Below are 20490 nucleotides of genomic sequence, written 5' to 3' on the forward strand. Positions count from 1 at the left end.
GATCTAGGACTGTGGTCGGGTGTGGTTGTGGTCGCCCGTCCATGCCGCCAACCCGCTGCGGCGACGGGCGACGGGCGACGGGCGACGGTGCATGGTCATGTTCTCCTCTGAACGGGGTGTGGACGCGGTTCTTGATCGACGCCCTGCCTCCCGCTTTTGAGCAGCGCGAACAAGCCGCGATCACCGAACCCCCGTCGCCTGGCCACCGGTTCCCACAGGGGTTCGCGTGAGGCCATGTCCGAGGGTGTCGCACCACTTTGCGGTCTGCCGTCAGGATGGAACAGACCTGCCGCTCGCTGATCCTGAGCGCTGTCTGAATCCGAGCGACGCTTCGCAGGCCACGTCGTTAACTGCTGAGAATTCTAACTATCGTGCTCCGCCTTGGCCCATTGAGCGAGGAGGCTCGCGCCTTTGGCGAAATCCGTCTGGGGAGACCAGCCGAGGTTTGCCTTGGCGGCGGAGATGTCCGCGATTGCATGGCGAATATCGCCTGCACGAAATTCGCCGGTGATCTCCGGAGACGTGGTGTTCCCAAGCGCCTCGAGAATGCTTTCGGCGGCAAACCGGATCGAGATGCGCTCGCCGGAGCCGATATTGAAAACCCGGTTCGCCGCCTCCGCGCTGACACATCCCAAGACGAAGGCCTCGACGACATCGTCGACAAAAACGAAGTCGCGATAGATTTCTCCATCTTCGAATATGCGCAGCGTTCTGCCTTCCAGGACCTGCTGGCAGAAGATGGAGAGGACGCCGGTGTAAGGATTTCGAAGCGACTGGCCTGGCCCGTACACGTTCTGCAATCGCAGACGCACGGTTTCCCAAGGCGCCGGTGTTTGTTGCAGCAGATATTCCTGCATCAATTTACTCGAGCCATACACCGAGCCGGGGCGAAGGGGGCAGTCTTCCGGAGTGGGGATGGGTGTAAGCCGGTCGCCCAATTCGTCGAAGAGGTCAAACTCTCCTCCCGCCATTGCTGCGGAATCACGCGGTTGGGGGACGACAAGCTCGCCCTTCTTGTTCTGATAGGCTCCTTCACCGTAAGCAGCGCGGGTCGCGGCTAAGACGATCCGACGCGGAGGTGCAGGAAGTCGTTTGAGGCTCTCGAGCAGATAGGTCGTGCCCATGACGTTGACGTTGCAATAACGCGCCGGTTCGTCTGCGGACTGGCCGGTGCCTGTTTCGGCCGCCAGATGGATCACGATGTCCGGGCGAGATGCTTGAAGCGCATCATCAAGCGCCGCGCGATCACAAACGTCGCCGACCACGAGGTCGCACGCCGTAAAGGGCGCAGGATTTTCGCCGTGTACCTGAGGGTGGAGGTTGTCGAACGCCGTTACCGAGGCGCCGGCCTGCGTCAAACGCTTGCAAAGACGAGATCCGATGAAGCCGGCTCCGCCGGTCACGAATATTCTGAGATCAGAGAGGTTCAACAAAAGTCCTTTCGCGATCCTCGTCGCGCTGTTTCGTGCGGAGCGATTCTGCCTGCTTGAGAACCGATTTTACTTGGGCCATCAGCCGGTGTGATGTGTAGCGGTCAGCAAGCCGAGTTTCGGCTTTCCGGAGCGTGGAAGTGTGGAGATCATGATCCGTGATGAGTGAGCGGATTGAAGAAGCCCACTCCTCCTTCCGTGACGCCAACAATCCGGCGCCGCCAGCGCATGCAGACGCATAGACAGGAAGATCGGAGGCCACGGTGGCTATGCCGGCCGATGCATACTCGACCCATTTGGTGTCCGCTTTGCACCGGTTGAAGCTGGAATCTTGAAGGGGCGCCAAGCCAACGGTCCAGCCCAGAGACGCCAGCTTCTCGAGAAATCCAGTGTAATCGCCAACACCTTCATGGTGGCGGACGCGAGGCCCAAAAACTTCCAGACCCTTTGGCGGGCGAATGCTGCCAAAAGTTTCAAATCTCAGGTCAGGGAACTCGCCCATCAGATCGTAAATCACCGGCAGCACCATGTCCAGGTCGGCGCTGTGTCCGCCGGTTCCCATGTAGCCAATCACTTGGGGGATGTTCGGGCGAGGGCGATCAATGAGGCCTGGCGAAGCGCAGTAGATGTCGCCTGCAACGATGGGGGTGCTTATTCCGTGCTCCCCAAGCACTCGCTTGAGTTCGGGCGTTGAGGCATAAATTAAATCTGACGCTTCCATCGCGAACCTCAGTGCGGATAGGCGTTCCGGTGCGTTGTAGCGTGCGTATTTGGCCGGCCCCAAGGTATGGGGTACGTTCAGCAGGTCATCATCAATGTGGAAAATGACAGGAATGCCCTTTCGCCGCGCGCCGGCGATCAAGGAGGTTCCATTGTCGCCCGTATAACGGGAGAGCACCATCCATGATGCATTGGACCGTTCCAGCAAGGCATCGACTGCATGCCCGTCCGCCCAATCGGCCGAGTCGCTTACCATGGTCAGGTGGTGATCGTCGGATAGAGAGACTGGGCGCTCGAAGCTTATGACCTGGGTCGCGGAGACAGGATCCGCCACGACCAGAATGTTCTGCCTCGTTGTCGGTACGACTGGTGAAACGCCGATATTGAGCAAGGCGCGGAAGCGTCGCGCTACGTCTTCGCTCTCGCAGGGCAGATCGATTTCGCGAAGAAACGCCTCTTGGCGTTTCAGCAGAGCGCTTCGTTCATGCAAAGCTTTCTGGCGGAACTCGAGGACGTCGCCTGGGAGGCTGACCGCAGGCAGGCCGCGGTAGGCGTCCACGTCCATTATCCCGTCCGGATCTCGCCATACCGCGACAGGAATGCCTGCGGCGATCATGTCGATCAGAACGGATGAAGGCGGCGATATTCCATAGAGGAAAGAAGACAGATCCAGCCGATAGATGGGCTGATCCGCAATCTGGAAATCCAGACCGGTTGCCCCCAGGGAAAAACCACGCTTGCCGCCGGGGTGGGGGCGCAGGGCAATGGTCTTTCCAGCGGCGTTAAGCGCGCTGACGAACCCCACGAACATTTCCATGAAGGAGTCGCGCGACTTGCCGGACGAGTTGAAGCGAACTGAATGAAGGTTCTCGCAAATCAGACCTTCCGCCATGACGGGGGTGCGGACATCTCGCGAGGGGAGAAAGGCGGTGGGCCCGCTTTGATAATACTTCGGCCTCTGGCTTGCGGCCATGGAGTGCTGCTTATCGAGCGGCGTCCATCCGGCCACGATATCTGCGGCAAAGCGCACGCCTTGACCATGAGCGGCATTGTGGTCGCGGTTCTGAAGGAACCCTACGCACTCATAGCCATGCTGGAGTGTTATGCAGACATAGGTCGAAGGAGCCGCACGCATGACGTCATGCGTTTCCGAATGCGCTGAAAGGTTCGATTCGCTCGCCGCAATTATGAGACCCTCTCCGCCATAGAGCGGGATCACGGCATCAAACGGCGTTGCATAGAGTTTCACGCTGCCGTGCGTCTCCTGGCGCAGCGTCACCAGTTCCTTCTGCCAGAGCCCGGAGCGGTCGCGACCGCCGAACTTCTCGGAAACAAGGAACAGGATCTCATCGTCGCGCTCAGCCGCTGCCATCAGCGCAAGGGGCCGTAGGATGTTCACGTCCTGCAGAAGGTTGATCAGGAAAACGAGGCGGCGTTTCATTGAGCCTTCTCCTGCCAAAGAAGTGCTGTGAATGCGGCGTCGCCTTCGGATACCATAACGTCGATGGAGGGCGCCAAGCGCTTACAAATCTCCGTCATTTTAGCCATGACGGCCTTGTAGCCCGGCAGTGCAGACGTGATCCTCTCGAGAGGGTGGGGCCTCAACAGATCGATCTCTGTTTCGCTGGCCAAAGCGGACAAAGGAATGCGGCATATGATTTCGTCACGCCTTTCAAGCGTGTGAAACGTAAGAAAGGCGCGAAATTCGTCTTTCAGATGAGGGAGAAGCCGCTCAGAGAAATTGATCGCTGAAAGTCCCTGCTCTCCCTCGATCCACAGGTCGTAACGAGGTCCAGGTCGACTGAATGGTCCGGCGATTGAGAAATGCCCAAGCTTTTGTATCGATCGATGGCAATCGTTGGGGCTGCTGATGCCATGTAATACGCCGAGCGGTGACAAGGGGGCGGAGGTGTCGGAAAGTGTCGGCTTGAGCGCCAGCAGGGATGACAGGAAGGTGGCGAGCTGTGCGGCCTCGATGGCCGGGTTGCCGAGTTGCGTCATGCGTTTCGCAAGCTCCGGAATGACCTGCGGCCTCATGCGCAACTCGCCTCTGCCAAGGTCGCTCACAAGTGCTTTCGAACTTTCGTAGATGAAGTCGTTAAGAGCTTCGTAAAGAGGGTAGCCCGTCGACAGAATCTGGGCCCCGGCGGTGAGCGCCGTCAGGGCCCGGTTCATGGATTTTGCGATACTGAAAGGCTGTGCATTGACGGGGATGAAGGCGATCAAAGCCCCGTCAAGAAGTTGGTGTTCTTTTGCTTCGCTCCACTCTTGGACCGAAACGGTGGCGGGAAGAGAGTTAATTCTCTCGAAGCCGGCAGCGGTCAGGCTGCGGCGGTTCGTCAATACGGTGACATCGACGACATGGGTGCCGGCGAGTTGGCCGATGGCTTCCCCAAACGCATCAAGGTCGCGCAAGCCAACAGGAAAGCGTGGATTGTCTCCCTGACCAAACCATGCAACGCGAAGGTGCTTTGACTCAGCGGCATGCTGGAATTTGCGCCCAAGCTTGGCTGCCAGGTCGTTCATCTCTGTGATGATGAAGGGGTCATTCATCACATGACTGGGCTTGCCAGGCCAGAAATGGGCGGCAACCCCCGCCATTGTGGGGGTAGAGCAAAGGGCAAAATCGACTGAGGCGTTTATTGCACTCATCCAACTGCGTTGTTGGAGTAGGCGACTATCCAGTATTTGAGAAAAATTATCGTCGAAAAGGTCAGTTCCGACGATTTTTCCGGCAGAATGTATGATCTTTGCGGTGGATAATCCTCGCGTATCATAACATTTGCTTAGGATGAATGTGTCGAACTCTCCAGTATGCTTCGATTTGAACTCTTCTATTGGGAGTAGCGTCAGGGAGTGGCCTAGGGCCTGCAGCATTTTTTCAATGCGAAGATAACGTATCCGAGATCCTGCGCTTGATCTATATTTTACTGATGGGGTGAGGACGCAAATCTTCATCAGGACAGACTCTTCAACACCGATAGGCCCGAGAGCAGGCGCACCCATTCTGTTGCGGGGCGAGTATCGCTGTAAATCGGGTCGATCGACTGGTTGAACGTCTTCTGTTCAGGCGCCAAAGCAGTGATGGCGGTCGTGCAAACATTGAGTTCGCCATTCATGATCGCTTGAAGGCCAAAGGCGATATCTTCATCGCCAGGTTTCGATCTGTGGACCGGGAACCCGCCGGCCGCGTCCCATGAGGATTTCTTGTAAGCGGTGAGGCGTCGACGGTTGGCGGCCACGGAGAAGGTCGAGAGGGGAAGGGCCGACGCGGCAAGCGGCTCGCAGAAGGTCAGGGTCGGCGTTCCTGAAAAGCTCATCTGCATCGGAAATACGCCCGCGCTGAAGAAACGGAGCATTCTGTCGCCGCGGCCGATGGAGGCTTGCACGATGGCGCAGGAGGCTGTCGCGATGTTGTCGAGCGTTACGAGAGAGGCCAGCCCCGCTAAGGTGCGGACATCGTGCAGCATCATGCCGATCTCAAGTGTGAGGAACAGCGGCGTCTGAACTTTCTCGGCGGCCATGTTGATGCTGTGCGCGACGGTTCTGCCGGCCTCGATCACCAAAAGGTCTGGGAAGATCGCCTGAAGCGGCTCCGGCACGCTGTCGATCGAGGGCGCCGCTATGATGACGCTGACTTCAACCTCTTGCTGAGCCCGAAGGGCTTCCATCGTAAGTCGCAGGCTTTCCATGTCCGTGTCCGTCTCCACCACCAGGATCGCGGTGACGATGTGAGGCAGTGGAGATGTGTCCGAGAACAGGGCGCCCGGCGCGTCGGGCGAGATCGGGAACAGCAAGGTGGCGTCCTCGGCCGTTTCGTTCTCCATGAAGCGAATCGTCAGTGCGCCCGAATGAGGGGGCGAAACAAGGTCCGTCTCGGGGTCGATAGGTGACAGGCGCGCCAGGGAGGAGGGGCCGTGTATCGGCTGCGCCTCAGCAGGAACTTCGATATCCCCCGGATCTATCATCCAGCGCGGCTTGCCGCGTATCACATCTGCGATCAAAAACGCCCCATGATCGGCTGGCGTCGAAATCAGTGCGCCGATAGTCGGTAATTGGTCGTGGCCAATTTCCAATGTGCGCCCCTTCGGTCGAGGAGTCGGCGTTGCGGGTTGGGAAGGTAGGCTGATTTTACCGTTGTCAGTGGTCGTCAGCTCGATGCCCAGCACGCCTCGGGCCCAGTCCGAAAAGGCCTGCGTCAGGACACGCTCGCCGCCCAAGGCGTATGCGGTGTCGATCTTGATGGTTGAGATCATGGTCGTGGGATGAACTTTCGCCAACTGACGATCGGCCAAGCTCTGGTTCAACCCGCTGAGCGTCTCTGTGACGGAGGCAAGCTCGGCGTGGTGATCCCCATTTCTGGCCAGTGACGGATAGGCGATGACTTGTGCGTCGATCCAGGCTCCGTCGCCGTCATCCAGTATGATCAAGAGCGGACTATAGGGGTTCGCAAGACGGACGTCGGCGATCCCGAGGATATCGATGGCTACCGATTGCTCGGAAAGCAGGCGGAGTTCGCCAACGGTCATGTCCCATTGGAAGGCGCGGAGAGCGACATTTGAGGGAGAGGTTGACGTCAATCTTAGCCGAAGATCAAAGCGAGTGACGAACCACGCGTCCGAGATCGGGTGAGAAGACTGGAGGGATAGTGTCGCCTTTTGATGTATTTGCGGTCGCCGGCCTCGGCTTAAATATTCAAACGTCCGTAACAAGTCTTCGGACTGCTGCTCTAAGTCTGAGGTAGTCGGAAGAAAGCCGATGGCGACGCCGCCTAGCGTTCGCAAATTATCAGTCGCAAACTCAGCAATTTTGCGCCACGGCCACGGTTGAGCCGTAGGGGAACGGGAGGTGATGGCTTTGGCCGGCGTTTGATCCTGGCGAGCGGAAGGCGGCGTATGTCTTCGCGAATTCGATCCACTGGCCGGCGTTATCTTCCTGCCTTCGTTTTGGCCGTGTCTAATAAAGTGCAGGAGCGGATTGGCCTGAGCTTCCGCAACATCGGGGTTCTGCGCAAGGTAGGCAGCGGCATCGAATTGAGGGCCGGGGTTTTTTCCCTGTTTCCAGCCGTGATCGAGATAGTGGGCGGCGACGTTGTGATTGCCCTTGGGTAGGCCTGGAACCTGTGCTCGATACCAGGCGGAATCGAACAGGGGCGTGGACAGCAACTCCATCACGTCCTTGCGACGTTCAACGAGCATGGCGTTGGCAGGGGGAGCGGGCTTGTGACCTTTCGCGCGCCCCTGCGTGACGAAATGAATCAGGGGATTGAGGCCTGACTTCGATATCCCTGCGTCCTGGCTCACATACCAGCGAGTATCGAAGTCGGGGCCCGGCGATCGCCCCTCGCTGCCGCCGTGGTGAAGGAAATGCTCGAGCGGCGCGGCCTTGGCCTCGCGGACATCGCGATATTTGGCGAGGTACCACTCCGCATCGAAGAGGCCGCTGGCCAGTATCATGGCCATGGCTTCGCGTTCGTTCTTCGGGGGGGATTGAGGTTTTTCCGCATGGCGCTTGAGCAGTCGGTTGGCCCAGGCCTTGAGGCGTCTCTTGATCGACCGCCTTGATGCGGCGGGTTTGGATGCTGACTTGGCGAGAGGGCGCTGCGCGGTGGAGGGGGGCCGTGGAGCGTCGCCGACTGCGATTGACTGATCCGTCGTCCGCGCGGACGCCTTTTCGATCCTCAGTTGGTTTTCAGCCGTACTCAGCTTCGCGGCCAGCGAGGTCAGTTCCCGCCCGAAATTGAGCGCCTCCTTCCGGCGGGTCTCCACTTCTTCGTTTACAGCGCGCAGGCGTTCGTCGCCCCGGGTCGCCTGTTCCCGCGCATAAGACAAGGCGGCGCGTTCGGACGCCAGGGTAACGCGCAGTTCCGCTACATCTTCGCTGAGGCGATCCGCACGGGCGATCCGGTCGGCCAGTTGGTGCTGCAGGTCCAAAATGCTCGAGACTTCACGTTCGGTGATTTCGCTGGACGAGCCCAATTTCTTGTCGTTGCCCATGAATTTCGTCTACGTCTTTCAGCGTGTGGTGGTGCTGGAGGCACTACTAAAGAATGGCTTAAGTGTGTAAACCCTGCAGGTCGCCCTGCAGCAACCTGAGACGACCTTTGCCTGCTTCCGGATCCTTTGCCGCCCCCCTGCCTCTGCCGATCTATCCAGAACGTAAGGCCTTCCACGGCCCGGGCGAATGGACCTTCATTACGCCTCGGGATTCAAAAGGTTGGATACTGGATGCGATATGTCGAGAGATCGGCGGTCGACAAGAGGGGGCTTGGGAAGTTTTCTATGGGTTAAGTTCTATACCTGAGGCGAGGAATTATTTCTTTTCTCATTACTGGAACTATTTGGATGCAATAAAGAAGCATCCTCATATTTCGGATGGAAATGTCCTTGTATGGTACACGCATCCGCGGGATATTCCGTACAGTATTGATGAGCAAGTGGTTGGGTTTAATAAAGCCCACAAGGTGCTGTTTACCTGCAGTGAGTATAGGGATCTTTGGTTGGGGCGAGGGGTGAGGCCTGAGAAGGCCGTCGTGATCCTCGGCGGTGCTGACCCGCATTTGTTCTTGGGACATGAGAGAAGGGGCGGGAATGTCGTCGGGCTTTCCGCGTCCTTCTACGAGCGGAAAAATCCAGACGCCTTACTTGAAGTCGTTTCGAGAATGCCGGAGCGCGACTTCGCCCTTGTCGGCCGGAAGTGGGAGGAATATTCGCGATTTTCAGAGCTTAAGGCGCTGAAAAATTTCACATATATTCAAGCTACATACGAGCAGTATCCAAGCCTTTATCGCGAGTTCGATGTCTTCCTCTCCATGGCCATGCTGGAAGGGGGGCCGATCCCTCTGATCGAGGCCATGATGGAGAACGTTGTTCCTGTCGCCAGCCGAACTGGTTTCGCGCCTGATCTTATCGATCACGGCGTTAACGGATATCTGTTCCCCGTGGGGGCAGGCGCCGATGTCGTTGCGCCGTTGATCGACGCCGCATTCTCGAACCGTGCCGATATCAGGCGCACCGTCCTTCCCTATAGCTGGGATGAGTTCGCTCTTGCGATCCACGCCCTTTGCGAAAAGCATGATGCGGCTGCCTCTGCTGCAGGGGGGGCTGAGCTGTCTCGACGGGACGCGAGCCCGGCCAACGCACGTGAGTTTCCTGCGCCAGACCAAGGCGATGTAGAAAAGGTGCGGCGGTTTTCGAAGCTGAGCCAAATTGAGCGAAATTCGGAAGCGCGCTTGGCCGCCGCCCTTTCTCGTGTCGAGCCTACAGGGGCGAAACAGGTCGTGGTCGTGACCGGAGCGTCGTCATTGCAAGACATAGGCAGGACGCCGGCCCTGTCTCAACTCGCTGAGGTCGGTTTGGACCTGGACCTGCTTGTCGCGACCGGCAACCAAAAGTCGGCGAGTTTGTTTGAACGCGATTTGCGGTTCTCAGCGCTGGACGGTCTTGTCGAGGTATCGGCCGCCGACGTGGAGGCTTGCATCGCCAAGGTCGTCGACTATGGCCCTGTGGCCGTGATTGCGTCTGGCGCGGAGCTGTCGCCAGAAACTGCGTCCAAGGCCCTAGCCTTGGTTGAGGCTTGGCACGCGGGTGATCATCTCTTGGAGCATGATTGCGCGCGGCTGAGAATTCCTGCTCGTTCGGCTCATCCAAAACCGAGGTTAGGGCCAATTGTGCGCGAAATAGCTCCCGTCTTGCGGTTGGAGGCCGGGGGGGGGCTTAGGATCGCTGTTGATGGTCCCGCTGGGCCGCGCACAATCGTGCGTAGGAGCGGGGGGAGGCGAGGGCGCGTTCTTGAACTCCCTACGCCGTTGGATCTTGTAAAAAATACGCCCTCTCGCCTCCGTTGGGCTGCGGGGGATGAAAGTTCGATGTTATTTTCAGGGGTTGCCGGAAATCTAGCCCCCGATATGGTGCGAGCCTATCTGAACAGGGGAGGGGCGGGCAATCCCATTGTCGAGGCGTTCGCCAACGCTATCGGCGCCCAAATTTCCCACGCAGAAGACCAAGCGGACGATGACGCCATTGGCGTGTCTGTTGTTTGGGGGGTTCTAAGAGGTAGTGACAAGGTCATCGCGCGCGCTCGGCGGGATGGAAAGCCTTTCTACTATATCGACCATGCGTATTTTGGGCGTGGGCACGGGCTGAACTACCGGATTTCGCGCGATTCTTATGATGCCGGACCGGTTCGAGTATGTCCGCCGGACCGTCTCGAAGCTCTTGGCGTTCAACCGAGATCATGGCGCAGCGGGGGAGATACTATTCTTGTGTGCCCGCCTACACAGTTCTTCTGCGATGCTCATGGCTGCGCTGATTGGCTTCAGCAGACGATGAGAGAGATTCGGCACGCCACGGACCGACCGATCGAGGTCCGGGCTAAACCAGTAGCCGGCCAACCGGTCGAGCCGCTTGATAATGCCTTCGAACGCGCTTGGGCAATAGTCACTCATTCATCGAATGTCGCCGTGGAGGCTGTCGTAGCCGGCGTGCCCGTTTTCGTTTCGGAGGCAAGTGCTGCGGCGCCAGTTGGAGAAACCGATCTCTCGAGAATTGAGGTGCCGCGTCGTCCGGATCGGAGCGCTTGGTTGGCCCATTTGGCCTATAATCAGTTCTCGGCAGCTGAGATCGGGGATGGTCGTGCGTGGCGGCTGCTTCTTGAAAACGAATCCAGGGAGCTTCACCGTTGAATGCGAAAGGCGAGTTTCTGCTTATCGGCGTGTCGGCCTGCGCGGCCGATAATGAATCGATGGCTCGACGATTGACCGAAACGGCATCGAGGGTGAATGGCGAGGGGGTGGCCTACACCTACGGTAAATTTCCTGTCCCCGGGATGAGTCGTCAAAATCTAGATCCTGCTTCACCCGACATGTTGAGGCTGAGAGAGATTTTGGTCGCCACTAAGGACGGATCGTACCATTACGACGGCTGTGTCCTCGTTGCCCTGAATCGCACGCTGAGTTCCGTCCGTGGAAAGTCATTGGCGGTTTTGGGGCGAGACGATGATAGTATGATCGTCTTGCCTCCCTATGTGACTGAAAAGGCGGTTCGTTTGGTTCTTGCTTTGTGGTTGAGTGGCGCTGCATTGAGTCTGTCCGCCTCGACTTGGAGTGCGGCTCTCTCGAGTGCGGGTCGTGCTCTCGACATTTGAAAATTCTTAGTGATAGGACGATGAGCTTCGGCGGCATGTCCAGATTGGTGATTTATGACCTTTCCCGTTTCTCCATCGATTTTTTCGGATAATCCGTATCGAGCCGAATGGTTTGAGGAAAACTATGTTTTCACTCCAGACGGCCCCACTAACTCTCCTACGCATCATTGCAAACTCACCTTCGATATCACGAAGCCATTTATCAATAAAACGCGCACAGCTGTGGATGTGGGCTGCCGTATGGGTGAATACACAAGGTTTTTGAGCAAAAATTTCGACAATGTTTTCGCATTCGATGCGAATCTTCATCCGAGATTTCCTTGGAACGTAGATCTATCAAATACCACACACTTCAACTGCGCTCTGGGTGACGCTCAAGGAACGATCGAAATGTTTGGGGGGACGCACCAGACCGTTGAAGGACAAATGAAGGAAGTGCCGATGTTTCGACTCGACGACTTTGGTCTGGAAGATGTCGACTACATCAAGGTCGACGTTGAAGGTTTCGAGAAGAAGGTACTTCTTGGTGGACAGAAAACAATTTCCGCTTTCCGGCCGCTTATCGTGATCGAACAAAATGATGTCCGGCTGCCGGATGAAGAGCCTTATGCCGCGAAGACCTATCTCGAGAGCATCGGGTACAAGCATGTGGCCACCTGCCCCAGAGGGTGGGACCTTGTCATGATGCCTGAGTAGAGCTGCTTGAACTAAAGCTTGGCGTAGGCTTCTGCTATGCGTTGTCTGTGCGCCGCGGGACTGAACTTCGACGCCTGCTGCTGCCCCGAACGTTCCAGATGGTTCACGAGGTCGGTGTCCGCATCCAGCTTCACGATGCCGGCCTTGATCGTGTCTGTGTCGTAGGGATCGACCATTAAGGCCGCTTCTCCCGCCACCTCGGGCAGAGATCCGGCCGTTGACGTCAAAACCGCTGTGCCCAGCAACATGGATTCCAGTACAGGCAACCCGAATCCTTCGTAAAGAGATGGAAACAGTGTTGCCCTGGCTCCACGTATCAGAGTGTTCAGCATCGCGGCGCTTAGGAAGTCGTGCTTTATTATTCTGCCTCTACGCAGATCGTTGTCGCTTTCTATGACTGAAGCGATGAGCGAGCCTTCGCCACCATCGAGCCAGGATCGACCGCCCACGATTACTAAGGGCGTCCGAACTCCGGACGACAGGTAGGCTTCAACAAGGCGGTTGACGTTCTTCTTCGGCTCAATAGCTCCGTAGAAAAGAAAATATCCTTTCCAGTTCAGGTCAAAGACGTCGGCGACATATCGCTCCGCCTCTATTTCAGGCATGCTCAGTATTTCTGAAGGTATGCTGACGGACTGGTAGGTAGTGGTGATCTTGTCGTCGGGCGCCGAGAGCATAGTGACAAGGTCGTTCCGCGTGGTTTCGGAAACCGTCAGTATATGGTCTGCTCTGTCGACTATTTCACGGCACATCGACAGATATGCCGCCTTCTGCTCATTGGTTGTGTGGGGCAGCTTGAGAGGAATTAGGTCGTGAAATGTATAGACGTTCGCCTGACCTCGAGCGTGCATGGGAAGAGGGCACGTCCAGTGCATTATGTCCGGTGCGTCCCGGTCCGGAAAGAGGACAGGTGTAAAGCGGCCGTTGAGGCGATGAGCGCGCAGCGCATAGTCGAAGAGTTTCTGGGAGGCCCAGTGTTTTGATGCTCGAGGGCGGCCGCCTCCAAGCGTGGACCAAATTATCTCTTCGCTGACTTCAACCTTTGTCGGTGTACGACCGCGATGGGTGGTTCTTGTCATCCACCAACGTGTGAACTTGCCGGCGCCGGTTTTGCGAGCCGTGATGTCGCTCAGGCTGATTGTACTTAGCAGGTTGTCTTTCGAAACTTCGCCTTGGGGGCCATAGAGAACTTCAGCTGAATGGCCGAGATCGGACAGCGCATCAAGCAGATTTCGCCCATATGTGGCGATCCCGGAGCCCTTGGGCAGCGAGAGGTTGAACGCGTCGATGCAAACCTTAGCCATGCTGCTGTTTTTCAGATCGTTAAGCCACCGGCGCCTTGGCCCCGATCTTGATGGCCAGGTCGTCGAAGGCGATCAGTTCGGCGGCCAGGGCTTCGAATTGGCTCAGCGGCACCATGTTAGGGCCATCCGACGGCGCATTATCCGGGTCTTGGTGCGTTTCCATGAAGACCGCATCGACGCCCACAGCCACCGCAGCGCGGCCCAGCACCGGCACGAACTCGCGCTGACCGCCCGACGACGCGCCTTGCCCGCCCGGCTGCTGAACGCTGTGGGTCGCATCGAACACGACAGGGCAGCCGATCTCGCGCAGCACCGGAAGCGCCCGCATATCGCTGACCAGAGTATTGTAGCCAAAGCTGGCGCCGCGTTCACAGGCCATGACGTTGGGATTGCCGGCGCCGACCACCTTGGCGATGACGTTCTTCATGTCCCAAGGAGCCAGGAACTGACCCTTCTTGATGTTGATCGCCTTGCCGGTAGCGGCGGCCGCCAGCAGCAGGTCGGTCTGGCGGCTGAGGAAGGCCGGGATTTGCAGCACATCGACGACCTCGCCGACCGGACCACACTGAACCTCGGAGTGGACATCGGTCAGGGTTGGCAGGCCGGTCACCTCGCGAATCTCGGCGAAGATCGGCATGGCGTCTTTCAGACCGATACCACGCGCCGCGCTGGCGCTGGTCCGGTTCGCCTTGTCAAAACTGGTCTTGTAGATGATGCCGACATTCAACCGCTCGCCAATTTCCTTCAGGGCGTGGGCTGTCTCCAGCGCGTGCTGACGGCTCTCCATCTGGCAAGGACCGGCGATGAAAGCGATTCTTGCGCCGCCGCCGATGACGACAGGCGTCCGAAGACCTTCGGACAACGTAATGACAGCGTTGGGAGTTTTCATGTTGGCGGCCTAACATGAGCGAGGACTGTGTGGCCATAGTACAAGTTGTGACGGGCCTCGGAGCATCTGCTTAATGCGTGACACCGCCCTCATGCCCCGCTATCTCGCGCGCGTGATGAACGAAACAGAACGCCAGTCGGAAGAACGCAGTTGGGAGACGGCGAAGACGCTCGCCGAGGCCTTGCCGTACATTCAGGTGTATGACCGCGAGACCGTGGTCATCAAATACGGCGGTCACGCCATGGGCGAGAGCGCCGTGGCGCGTCAGTTTGCGGCCGATGTGGTGCTGCTGAAGCTGATGGGCGTCAATCCGGTTGTGGTGCACGGCGGCGGGCCGCAGATCAGCGCCATGCTTGACAAGGCCGGGGTGAAGTCCAGCTTCGTCGATGGGCTGCGGGTTACCGATCCGGCGACGATGGAAGTCGCCGAGATGGTGCTGTCGGGCGCCGTGAACAAGGAGATCGCGCACTGGATCACCATGGCCGGCAAGGAGGCGGACGTGCGCGGCGTCGGCCTGTCGGGCAAGGATGCCGGTTTGCTGACCGTCGAGAAGACGCGTCGAACCAAGCGCGATCCCGACAGCATGATCGAGCACGAGGTCGACCTGGGCTATGTCGGCGAACCGACCAAGGTGGATCCCAAGCTGATCGCCGGCCTGATCGCGTCTGAAACGGAAGACTGGGTGCCGGTCATCGCGCCGATCGGCGTGGCTGAGGACGGACAGACCTACAACGTCAATGCCGACACGGTGGCGGGCGCCGTCGCGGGTTCGCTGAACGCCAAGCGGATGCTGCTGCTGACCGACGTGCCGGGGGTCAAAGGCGCGGACGGCGACATCATCCGTCAGATGACGCTGGACGAGGCGCAAAACCTGATCGACACGGGCGTGGCCACCGGCGGCATGATCCCCAAGCTGGAGACCGCGATGGCCGCCGTCCGCGCGGGTGTCGAAGCCGTGGTCATTCTGGATGGGCGTCGGCCGCACGCCATGCTGGTCGAGTTGTTCACAGAGTTCGGCGCAGGCACCCTGGTGAAGGCGTCTTGAGCGACCCCCATTCCACATCCCTTGGGCATGTGCGCGCCTGGGTGTTCGACATGGACGACACCCTGTATCCGCGCGAGCAGGGTCTGATGCGGCTGGTCCAGGCGCGCATCAACGCCTTCGTGGTCGAGGCCGTCGGGCTGGAGCCCGAGGCCGCAGCCGCGATGCAGCGCCAGTTTCTGGACGAGCACGGCACAACCCTGGCCGGGCTGATGGCCAACTATGCGGTCGATACTGAACGGTTCCTGCGCGAGGTGCACGACGTGCCGCTGGATGGCGTCGAACCCAATCCGCGTTTGGCCGAGCGGCTGAATGCCCTGCCCGGTCGTTGCTACGTCTTCACCAACGGCGCGCGCGACTACGCCCATCGTGTTCTGGAGCGGATCGGCGTCGCCGACTGTTTCGAAGGCGTCTTCGCCATCGAGGATGGGGATCTGACGCCCAAGCCCAATCCCGCGACCTTCCGCCGGATGCTGGAGCAGTTCGGCATCGATCCGCACCGAGCCGCCTTCTTCGAGGACACGCCCAAGAACCTGGAACCGGCCAAGGCGCTGGGCATGGCGACGGTCCTGATCGGCGACGGCCACGGCAAGCCGGTCGGGCCGCATATCGACCATGTGGCCCCCGACCTTTTCGACTTCCTCTCCGACCTGAGCTTCAAGGACGCCGCATGACCGATCTGTCGCATCTCGAATCCGTCGTCGAGGCCGCCTGGGAACAGCGCGCCGAGGTGTCCGCCGCCACGCATGGCGAGGTGTGCGACGCCGTCGACACCGCCTTGGCCCTGCTGGATTCCGGGCAGGCGCGCGTCGCCTCGCGCGGCGCGGATGGCGTCTGGACCACGCATCAGTGGCTGAAGAAGGCGGTGCTGCTGTCCTTCCGTCTGAACGATAACCAGATCATGCGGGCGGGCGCGCCGTCCGTCATGCCGCTGTCGGTGGATCATCCCGTCGCCGTCGGTCCCTTCTGGGATAAGGTGCCCAACAAGTTCGGCGACTGGACCGCGTCGGATTATCAGTCGGCCGGCTTCCGCTCGGTGCCCGGCGCCATCGTCCGTCACGGCGCGCATATCGCCAAAAACGTGGTGCTGATGCCGTCGTTCGTTAACATCGGCGCCTTCGTCGACGAGGGTTCGATGGTCGATGCCTGGGCCACGGTCGGCTCCTGCGCCCAGATCGGCAAGAATGTGCACCTGTCGGGCGGCGCGGGCATCGGCGGCGTGCTGGAGCCGTTGCAGGCCAATCCGACCATTATCGAGGACGGCTGTTTCATCGGCGCCCGCGCCGAGGTGGCCGAGGGCGTGATCGTGCGCGAGGGCGCGGTCCTGGCTATGGGCGTCTATCTGTCGGGCTCGACCAAGATCGTGGACCGGGCGACGGGCGAAGTGTTCCGGGGCGAGGTGCCGGCCTATTCGGTGGTCGTGCCGGGGTCGCTGCCGGATCCCAATGGCGGGCCGTCGCTGTATTGCGCCGTCATCGTCAAGCGTGTGGACGCGCAGACGCGGGCCAAGACCGGCGTCAACGAGCTGCTGCGCGACTGAAAATACGCTCCTCTAAAGCCCCATCTCGCGCAAAACCAACGCGACGGTTGCGTTGGCCGAGGGCGAGATGTTGAGATGGGCTAACTAGCTTTCTGGAGTAATAAGATGCCGGTCGTTCGTATCCCTGCCGATGACGCCTTTGCGAGCTTACGACGTAATCGCGTCGCTGCCTGGCCCGACGGGCGGAAGAATGGGAAGCGGTTAGAAGGCGTGGCTCAGGTCGCGGTTACGCCGACCTTTTCGTTTGGTCTGGATACGCCTGTCCTGACTATCGGCTCGTGTTTCGCACGCAACATTGAGCGGCACCTTCAGGAGTTGGGTTTTGACCTGCCAATGACGAAGGTCGATATCCCTCGAGATGAGCGTGTCAGCGAAACTGCAAACGATATTCTCAACAAATACAGCGTTCACTCCATTGAGAATGAGATTCGGTGGGCGTTCGAGGGTGTGTCGATCAAGCCGGAAAAGCTGTTCCTGGAGCTTGAGGATGGATTCTGGCACGATCCTCAACTGGCACCAAATCTGTTGCCCTCATCGTTCGAGCGGGTGAAAGCCAGACATGATCAGGTTATGGCCGCGACGCGAGAGCTGGCGCGCTGCGGTCTGGTGATCATAACCCTAGGGCTAGCCGAGTCGTGGTTCGACCTCGAAACCCAACTGTATCTGAACGGCGCGCCTCCTCCCGCAGCGCTTAAACGGTACCCGGGGCGCTTTACGCTCGACGTTCTGACCCACGACGAAATTTTGGACAGTCTTGAGCGCATTCATGCACTGGTGGCGAAATACTCAAATATGAATGCCAAGATGTTGATCACAACATCGCCAGTGCCCTTTAAGGCGACGTTTAGTGGGGAAGATGCCCTTGCGGCGAATTGCTATAGTAAGAGCGTTCAACGCGCAGCCTGTCAGGTCTTTTCCGCCGCTCATAACGACGTAGATTACTTCCCAAGCTACGAAGTCGTGACCTTGACTGATCGCGCGCGCGCGTATGAGGTAGACAATATTCACGTCCGGCCAAACGTTGTGCAAGGGATCATGAATTCGGTGGTCAAGGCTTATTGCCCCGATGTCGTGGTCGAGGACGAAGTCCGTATAGAAGTCGAGGAACAGCCGAAAAGTCGTGACGAGCTTCGTCGCTGGGCCGACAAGCACTTCAAGTTGGCGAACTATGATGATGCGGCGGCAGGATTCGGCGCTTTGTTCGACCAATACGGCCATGAGATGACTGACGAGGAGCGCGGCGATGTTCTGACGTCGAAGGGCGTCGCCTACCTTCGGGCGCGGCGACCGATCGAAGGCGTCTCCGCCTTGAAAGCCGCCCTGGCAGAGACGCCGCTTGACGCAAGGCTCCACTATAAGCTTGGCCTAGGAAACGCGCGTTTAGCACGCAGAGATCGGGCACTTGTTTTCTTCGACAATGCGTTTCGCTTAGCTCCTGATGCCCCAGACCACGCCTGGCGTTATGGAGAAGAGGCGCGTCGAGCGGGGCTTTTCGAACAGGCCAAAGCGCTGTTTCAAAAGGCACTGACGCTCGCGCCGGACGACCAGCGAGCAGCCGATGGATTGGCGCTCGTTGAGCGCCAATCCATCGGCGCATAAAATAAGGAGGCGGCCTTGCGGCCGTCTCTCGTAACTATCAGGCGATGTGGTCATGACGGCGTTGTCGGCGATTCGGTTCAGGTCTTTGCTGGTTCGGATTTTTCCTGCAACCTATCGTCGTAGTTGTCGGATTATCAGTCGCCTGGCTTCCGCTCGGTGCCCGGCGCCATCGTCCGCCACGACGCGCATATCGCCAGGAACGTGGTGCTGATGCCGTCGTTCGTGAACATCGGCGCCTTCGTCGATGAGGGCTAGATGGTGGACGCCTGGGCCACGGTCGGCTCCTGCGCCCAGATCGGCAAGAATGTGCACCTGTCGGGCGGCGCGGGCATTGGCGGCGTGCTGGAGCCGCTGCAGGCCAATCCGACCATCATCGAGGACGGCTTTTTCATCGGCGCCCGCGCCGAGGTCGCCGAGGGCGTGATCGTGCGCGAGGGCGCGGTCCTGGCCATGGGCATCTATGTGTCAGGCTCGACCAAGATCGTGGACCGGGCGACCGGAGAAGTGTTCCGGGGCGAGGTGCCGGCCTATTCGGTGGTCGTGCCGGGCTCACTGCCGGATCCTAATGGCGGGCCGTCGCTGTATTGCGCCGTCATCGTCAAGCGTGTTGACGCGCAGACGCGGGCCAAGACCGGCGTCAACGAACTGCTGCGCGACTGATCAAGCGGCGACGCGCACGGCCTCGATCTGAGGCGTGTCGAAGGTCGCGTGAAGGGTGAAGGTCGATCCCTTGCCGGGGGTCGACGTCACCGTGATCTCGCCGTCCATCAGGGCGGCCAGACGCTGGCAGATGCTGAGGCCCAGGCCGGTGCCGCCAAACTTGCGTGTGGACGACCCGTCCACCTGAGAGAAGGGCTGGAACAGGCGCGTCAGATCGTCGGCGGCGATGCCGATGCCGGAATCGACCACACCAAGTCGTAAGGTCGTGCGGCCCTCGCCTGCCGGCTCGCTGTCGATAATCAGGCGAACCTCGCCCTGGGGCGTGAACTTGATGGCGTTGGCCAGCAGGTTATGCGTCACCTGCGCCAGGCGCAGCGGGTCCATTCTGAGAAGCGGCGGCAGCGGGCCCCGGATGTCGGTCACGAAGGTCAGGCCGCGCGCTTCGGCCTGGGCCTTGAACGGGCCTGTCAGGCGGGCGGCGAGGGTCTCGGCTTCGACATCGACGAAGTCCAGTTCCATCTTGCCGGACTCGATCTTGGTGATGTCGAGGATGTCGTTCAGCAGCACCATAAGCCCTTCACCGGAGTCGCGGATGACCCCGACGAATTCTTTCTGGCGGTCGCTGAGCTCGGACATCTGCAACAGTTGTGCGGCCCCCAGAACCCCATTCATCGGCGTGCGAAGCTCATGAGAGATGACGCCGAGGAAGCTGGATTTGGCAGCGCTGGCGGCGTCCGCCCGGTCGCGGGCGGCTTCCAACTCGGAGATCAGTTCGGCTTGGCGTCGGTTCACGGCCTCCAGATCGTTGTCCTTCATCTGATTGATCGCCACCTTGATCACCAAGGCCAGCGCCAGAACCGGGATCATGCTGAGCACCACCCAAAAGCCGGGCGTGCCCCACAGTTTTGCCAACAGCAGCACCACGACCACCGAATAGGGCGCCGATGCGATCAGGGCCTCGCGGGGCGCGGCGCGCATCTGGGTGAAGACCAACACATAGCCGGCCATCAGAAGAGCCACGCCCAACGGCACGCCATAGGCACCGCCGTAGAGGAAGGCGAGCAGAGGCGCCGCTGACCAGGCGATGCAGGAAATGGTGGCGGCCGTCAGCTTGATCCGGCCGTGCAGTCCTTCATCCCTCAGCACAAGAACACGTTCGACGAAGGTCCGCAGCAGGCCCGACGCGGTCCCTGCTGCAAACCACAAGACTGCGGTCGCCAAATCGGTGACGGTAAAAAGGGCGACCGCCCAACTGGCGATGATCAGATACCGCATATGACCGTTGGCAATCAGATGCTGCAGCAATGAGCGATCTTGGCCTCGCGTGTGGTTCGTCATCGTCGGATCTCGGGGTTCGATGACGCATCGTCGCCCAAATCCGACTAAGAGACTATGAACGCTAAGCTTTATGCGCGAAGTGTCCGGCGTCGGACATAGCGCGGAATGCGCGGATAGGCAGGAAGCGG

At 59.4% G+C, this 20490-nt stretch carries 13 protein-coding genes and 1 pseudogene; 7 read left to right on the plus strand and 7 right to left on the minus strand.

Annotation, left to right across the window (positions count from 1 at the left end; genetic code table 11):
* Positions 1-362 precede the first annotated feature (362 nt).
* From O2K97_RS02555 to O2K97_RS02570, 4 genes are read right to left on the minus strand one after another with little or no spacing between them, the layout of a single operon-like run.
* Positions 363-1430, minus strand: coding sequence for an NAD-dependent epimerase/dehydratase family protein (locus tag O2K97_RS02555; protein ID WP_269220325.1), 1068 nt, complete (start codon positions 1428-1430; stop codon positions 363-365).
* Positions 1417-3591, minus strand: coding sequence for a hypothetical protein (locus O2K97_RS02560; protein WP_269220326.1), 2175 nt, complete (start codon positions 3589-3591; stop codon positions 1417-1419). The genes O2K97_RS02555 and O2K97_RS02560 overlap by 14 nt, the downstream gene beginning before the upstream one ends.
* Positions 3588-5108, minus strand: a complete 1521-nt coding sequence (locus O2K97_RS02565; protein WP_269220327.1) for a hypothetical protein — start codon at positions 5106-5108, stop codon at positions 3588-3590. Before O2K97_RS02565 ends, O2K97_RS02560 begins: the two co-directional genes overlap by 4 nt.
* The gene (locus O2K97_RS02570; protein WP_269220328.1) at positions 5108-8146 is read right to left on the minus strand and encodes a hypothetical protein; all 3039 of its coding nucleotides are present in this window, start codon (positions 8144-8146) and stop codon (positions 5108-5110) included. Before O2K97_RS02570 ends, O2K97_RS02565 begins: the two co-directional genes overlap by 1 nt.
* 107 nt (positions 8147-8253) lie before the next feature.
* Between O2K97_RS02570 and O2K97_RS02575 the strand changes: the two genes are divergently transcribed.
* Positions 8254-10833: a glycosyltransferase family 4 protein gene (locus tag O2K97_RS02575; protein ID WP_269220329.1), complete on the plus strand. Its 2580-nt coding sequence runs from the start codon at positions 8254-8256 to the stop codon at positions 10831-10833.
* Positions 10834-11348: 515 nt separating this feature from the next.
* Positions 11349-11990 (plus strand): FkbM family methyltransferase, encoded by a 642-nt coding sequence (locus tag O2K97_RS02580; protein WP_269220330.1) that lies wholly within the window; start codon positions 11349-11351, stop codon positions 11988-11990.
* An 11-nt stretch (positions 11991-12001) separates the two neighbouring features.
* On the opposite strand, the gene O2K97_RS02585 is transcribed toward O2K97_RS02580, so the two are convergent.
* Positions 12002-13294: a glycosyltransferase family 4 protein gene (locus tag O2K97_RS02585; RefSeq protein WP_269220331.1), complete on the minus strand. Its 1293-nt coding sequence runs from the start codon at positions 13292-13294 to the stop codon at positions 12002-12004.
* 19 nt (positions 13295-13313) lie between these two features.
* Positions 13314-14183: a 3-deoxy-8-phosphooctulonate synthase gene (kdsA, locus tag O2K97_RS02590; RefSeq protein WP_194943592.1), complete on the minus strand. Its 870-nt coding sequence runs from the start codon at positions 14181-14183 to the stop codon at positions 13314-13316.
* A gap of 115 nt (positions 14184-14298) precedes the next feature.
* Here kdsA and argB point away from each other — a divergent pair, with 115 nt between their 5' ends.
* The 5 genes and pseudogenes from argB to O2K97_RS02615 all read left to right on the plus strand — a co-directional run.
* Positions 14299-15228, plus strand: coding sequence for an acetylglutamate kinase (gene argB, locus O2K97_RS02595; protein WP_017506718.1), 930 nt, complete (start codon positions 14299-14301; stop codon positions 15226-15228).
* Positions 15225-15899, plus strand: a complete 675-nt coding sequence (locus O2K97_RS02600; protein ID WP_269220332.1) for a pyrimidine 5'-nucleotidase — start codon at positions 15225-15227, stop codon at positions 15897-15899. Before argB ends, O2K97_RS02600 begins: the two co-directional genes overlap by 4 nt.
* The gene (dapD, locus tag O2K97_RS02605; protein WP_269220333.1) at positions 15896-16765 is read left to right on the plus strand and encodes a 2,3,4,5-tetrahydropyridine-2,6-dicarboxylate N-succinyltransferase; all 870 of its coding nucleotides are present in this window, start codon (positions 15896-15898) and stop codon (positions 16763-16765) included. The genes O2K97_RS02600 and dapD overlap by 4 nt, the downstream gene beginning before the upstream one ends.
* A gap of 105 nt (positions 16766-16870) precedes the next feature.
* Positions 16871-18364 (plus strand): GSCFA domain-containing protein, encoded by a 1494-nt coding sequence (locus O2K97_RS02610; protein WP_269220334.1) that lies wholly within the window; start codon positions 16871-16873, stop codon positions 18362-18364.
* A 132-nt stretch (positions 18365-18496) separates the two neighbouring features.
* Positions 18497-19024, plus strand: a pseudogene (locus tag O2K97_RS02615) (2,3,4,5-tetrahydropyridine-2,6-dicarboxylate N-succinyltransferase); the annotation flags it as partial.
* Here O2K97_RS02615 and O2K97_RS02620 read toward each other — a convergent pair.
* On the minus strand, positions 19025-20329 hold the full coding sequence (locus O2K97_RS02620) for a sensor histidine kinase (RefSeq protein ID WP_269220335.1): 1305 nt from the start codon (positions 20327-20329) through the stop codon (positions 19025-19027).
* Positions 20330-20490: the final 161 nt, after the last annotated feature.

Origin of the sequence: Brevundimonas vesicularis, from assembly GCF_027105095.1 — a bacterium.
Taxonomy (GTDB): domain Bacteria; phylum Pseudomonadota; class Alphaproteobacteria; order Caulobacterales; family Caulobacteraceae; genus Brevundimonas; species Brevundimonas vesicularis_E.

Coding starts and splice junctions, on each gene's coding strand:
- O2K97_RS02560 (WP_269220326.1), bottom strand. CDS start 3,591: ATGAAACGCCGCCTCGTTTTCCTGATCAACCTTCTGCAGGACGTGAAC.
- O2K97_RS02565 (WP_269220327.1), bottom strand. CDS start 5,108: ATGAAGATTTGCGTCCTCACCCCATCAGTAAAATATAGATCAAGCGCA.
- O2K97_RS02570 (WP_269220328.1), bottom strand. CDS start 8,146: ATGGGCAACGACAAGAAATTGGGCTCGTCCAGCGAAATCACCGAACGT.
- O2K97_RS02580 (WP_269220330.1), top strand. CDS start 11,349: ATGACCTTTCCCGTTTCTCCATCGATTTTTTCGGATAATCCGTATCGA.
- O2K97_RS02585 (WP_269220331.1), bottom strand. CDS start 13,294: ATGGCTAAGGTTTGCATCGACGCGTTCAACCTCTCGCTGCCCAAGGGC.
- kdsA (WP_194943592.1), bottom strand. CDS start 14,183: ATGAAAACTCCCAACGCTGTCATTACGTTGTCCGAAGGTCTTCGGACG.
- argB (WP_017506718.1), top strand. CDS start 14,299: ATGAACGAAACAGAACGCCAGTCGGAAGAACGCAGTTGGGAGACGGCG.
- dapD (WP_269220333.1), top strand. CDS start 15,896: ATGACCGATCTGTCGCATCTCGAATCCGTCGTCGAGGCCGCCTGGGAA.
- O2K97_RS02610 (WP_269220334.1), top strand. CDS start 16,871: ATGCCGGTCGTTCGTATCCCTGCCGATGACGCCTTTGCGAGCTTACGA.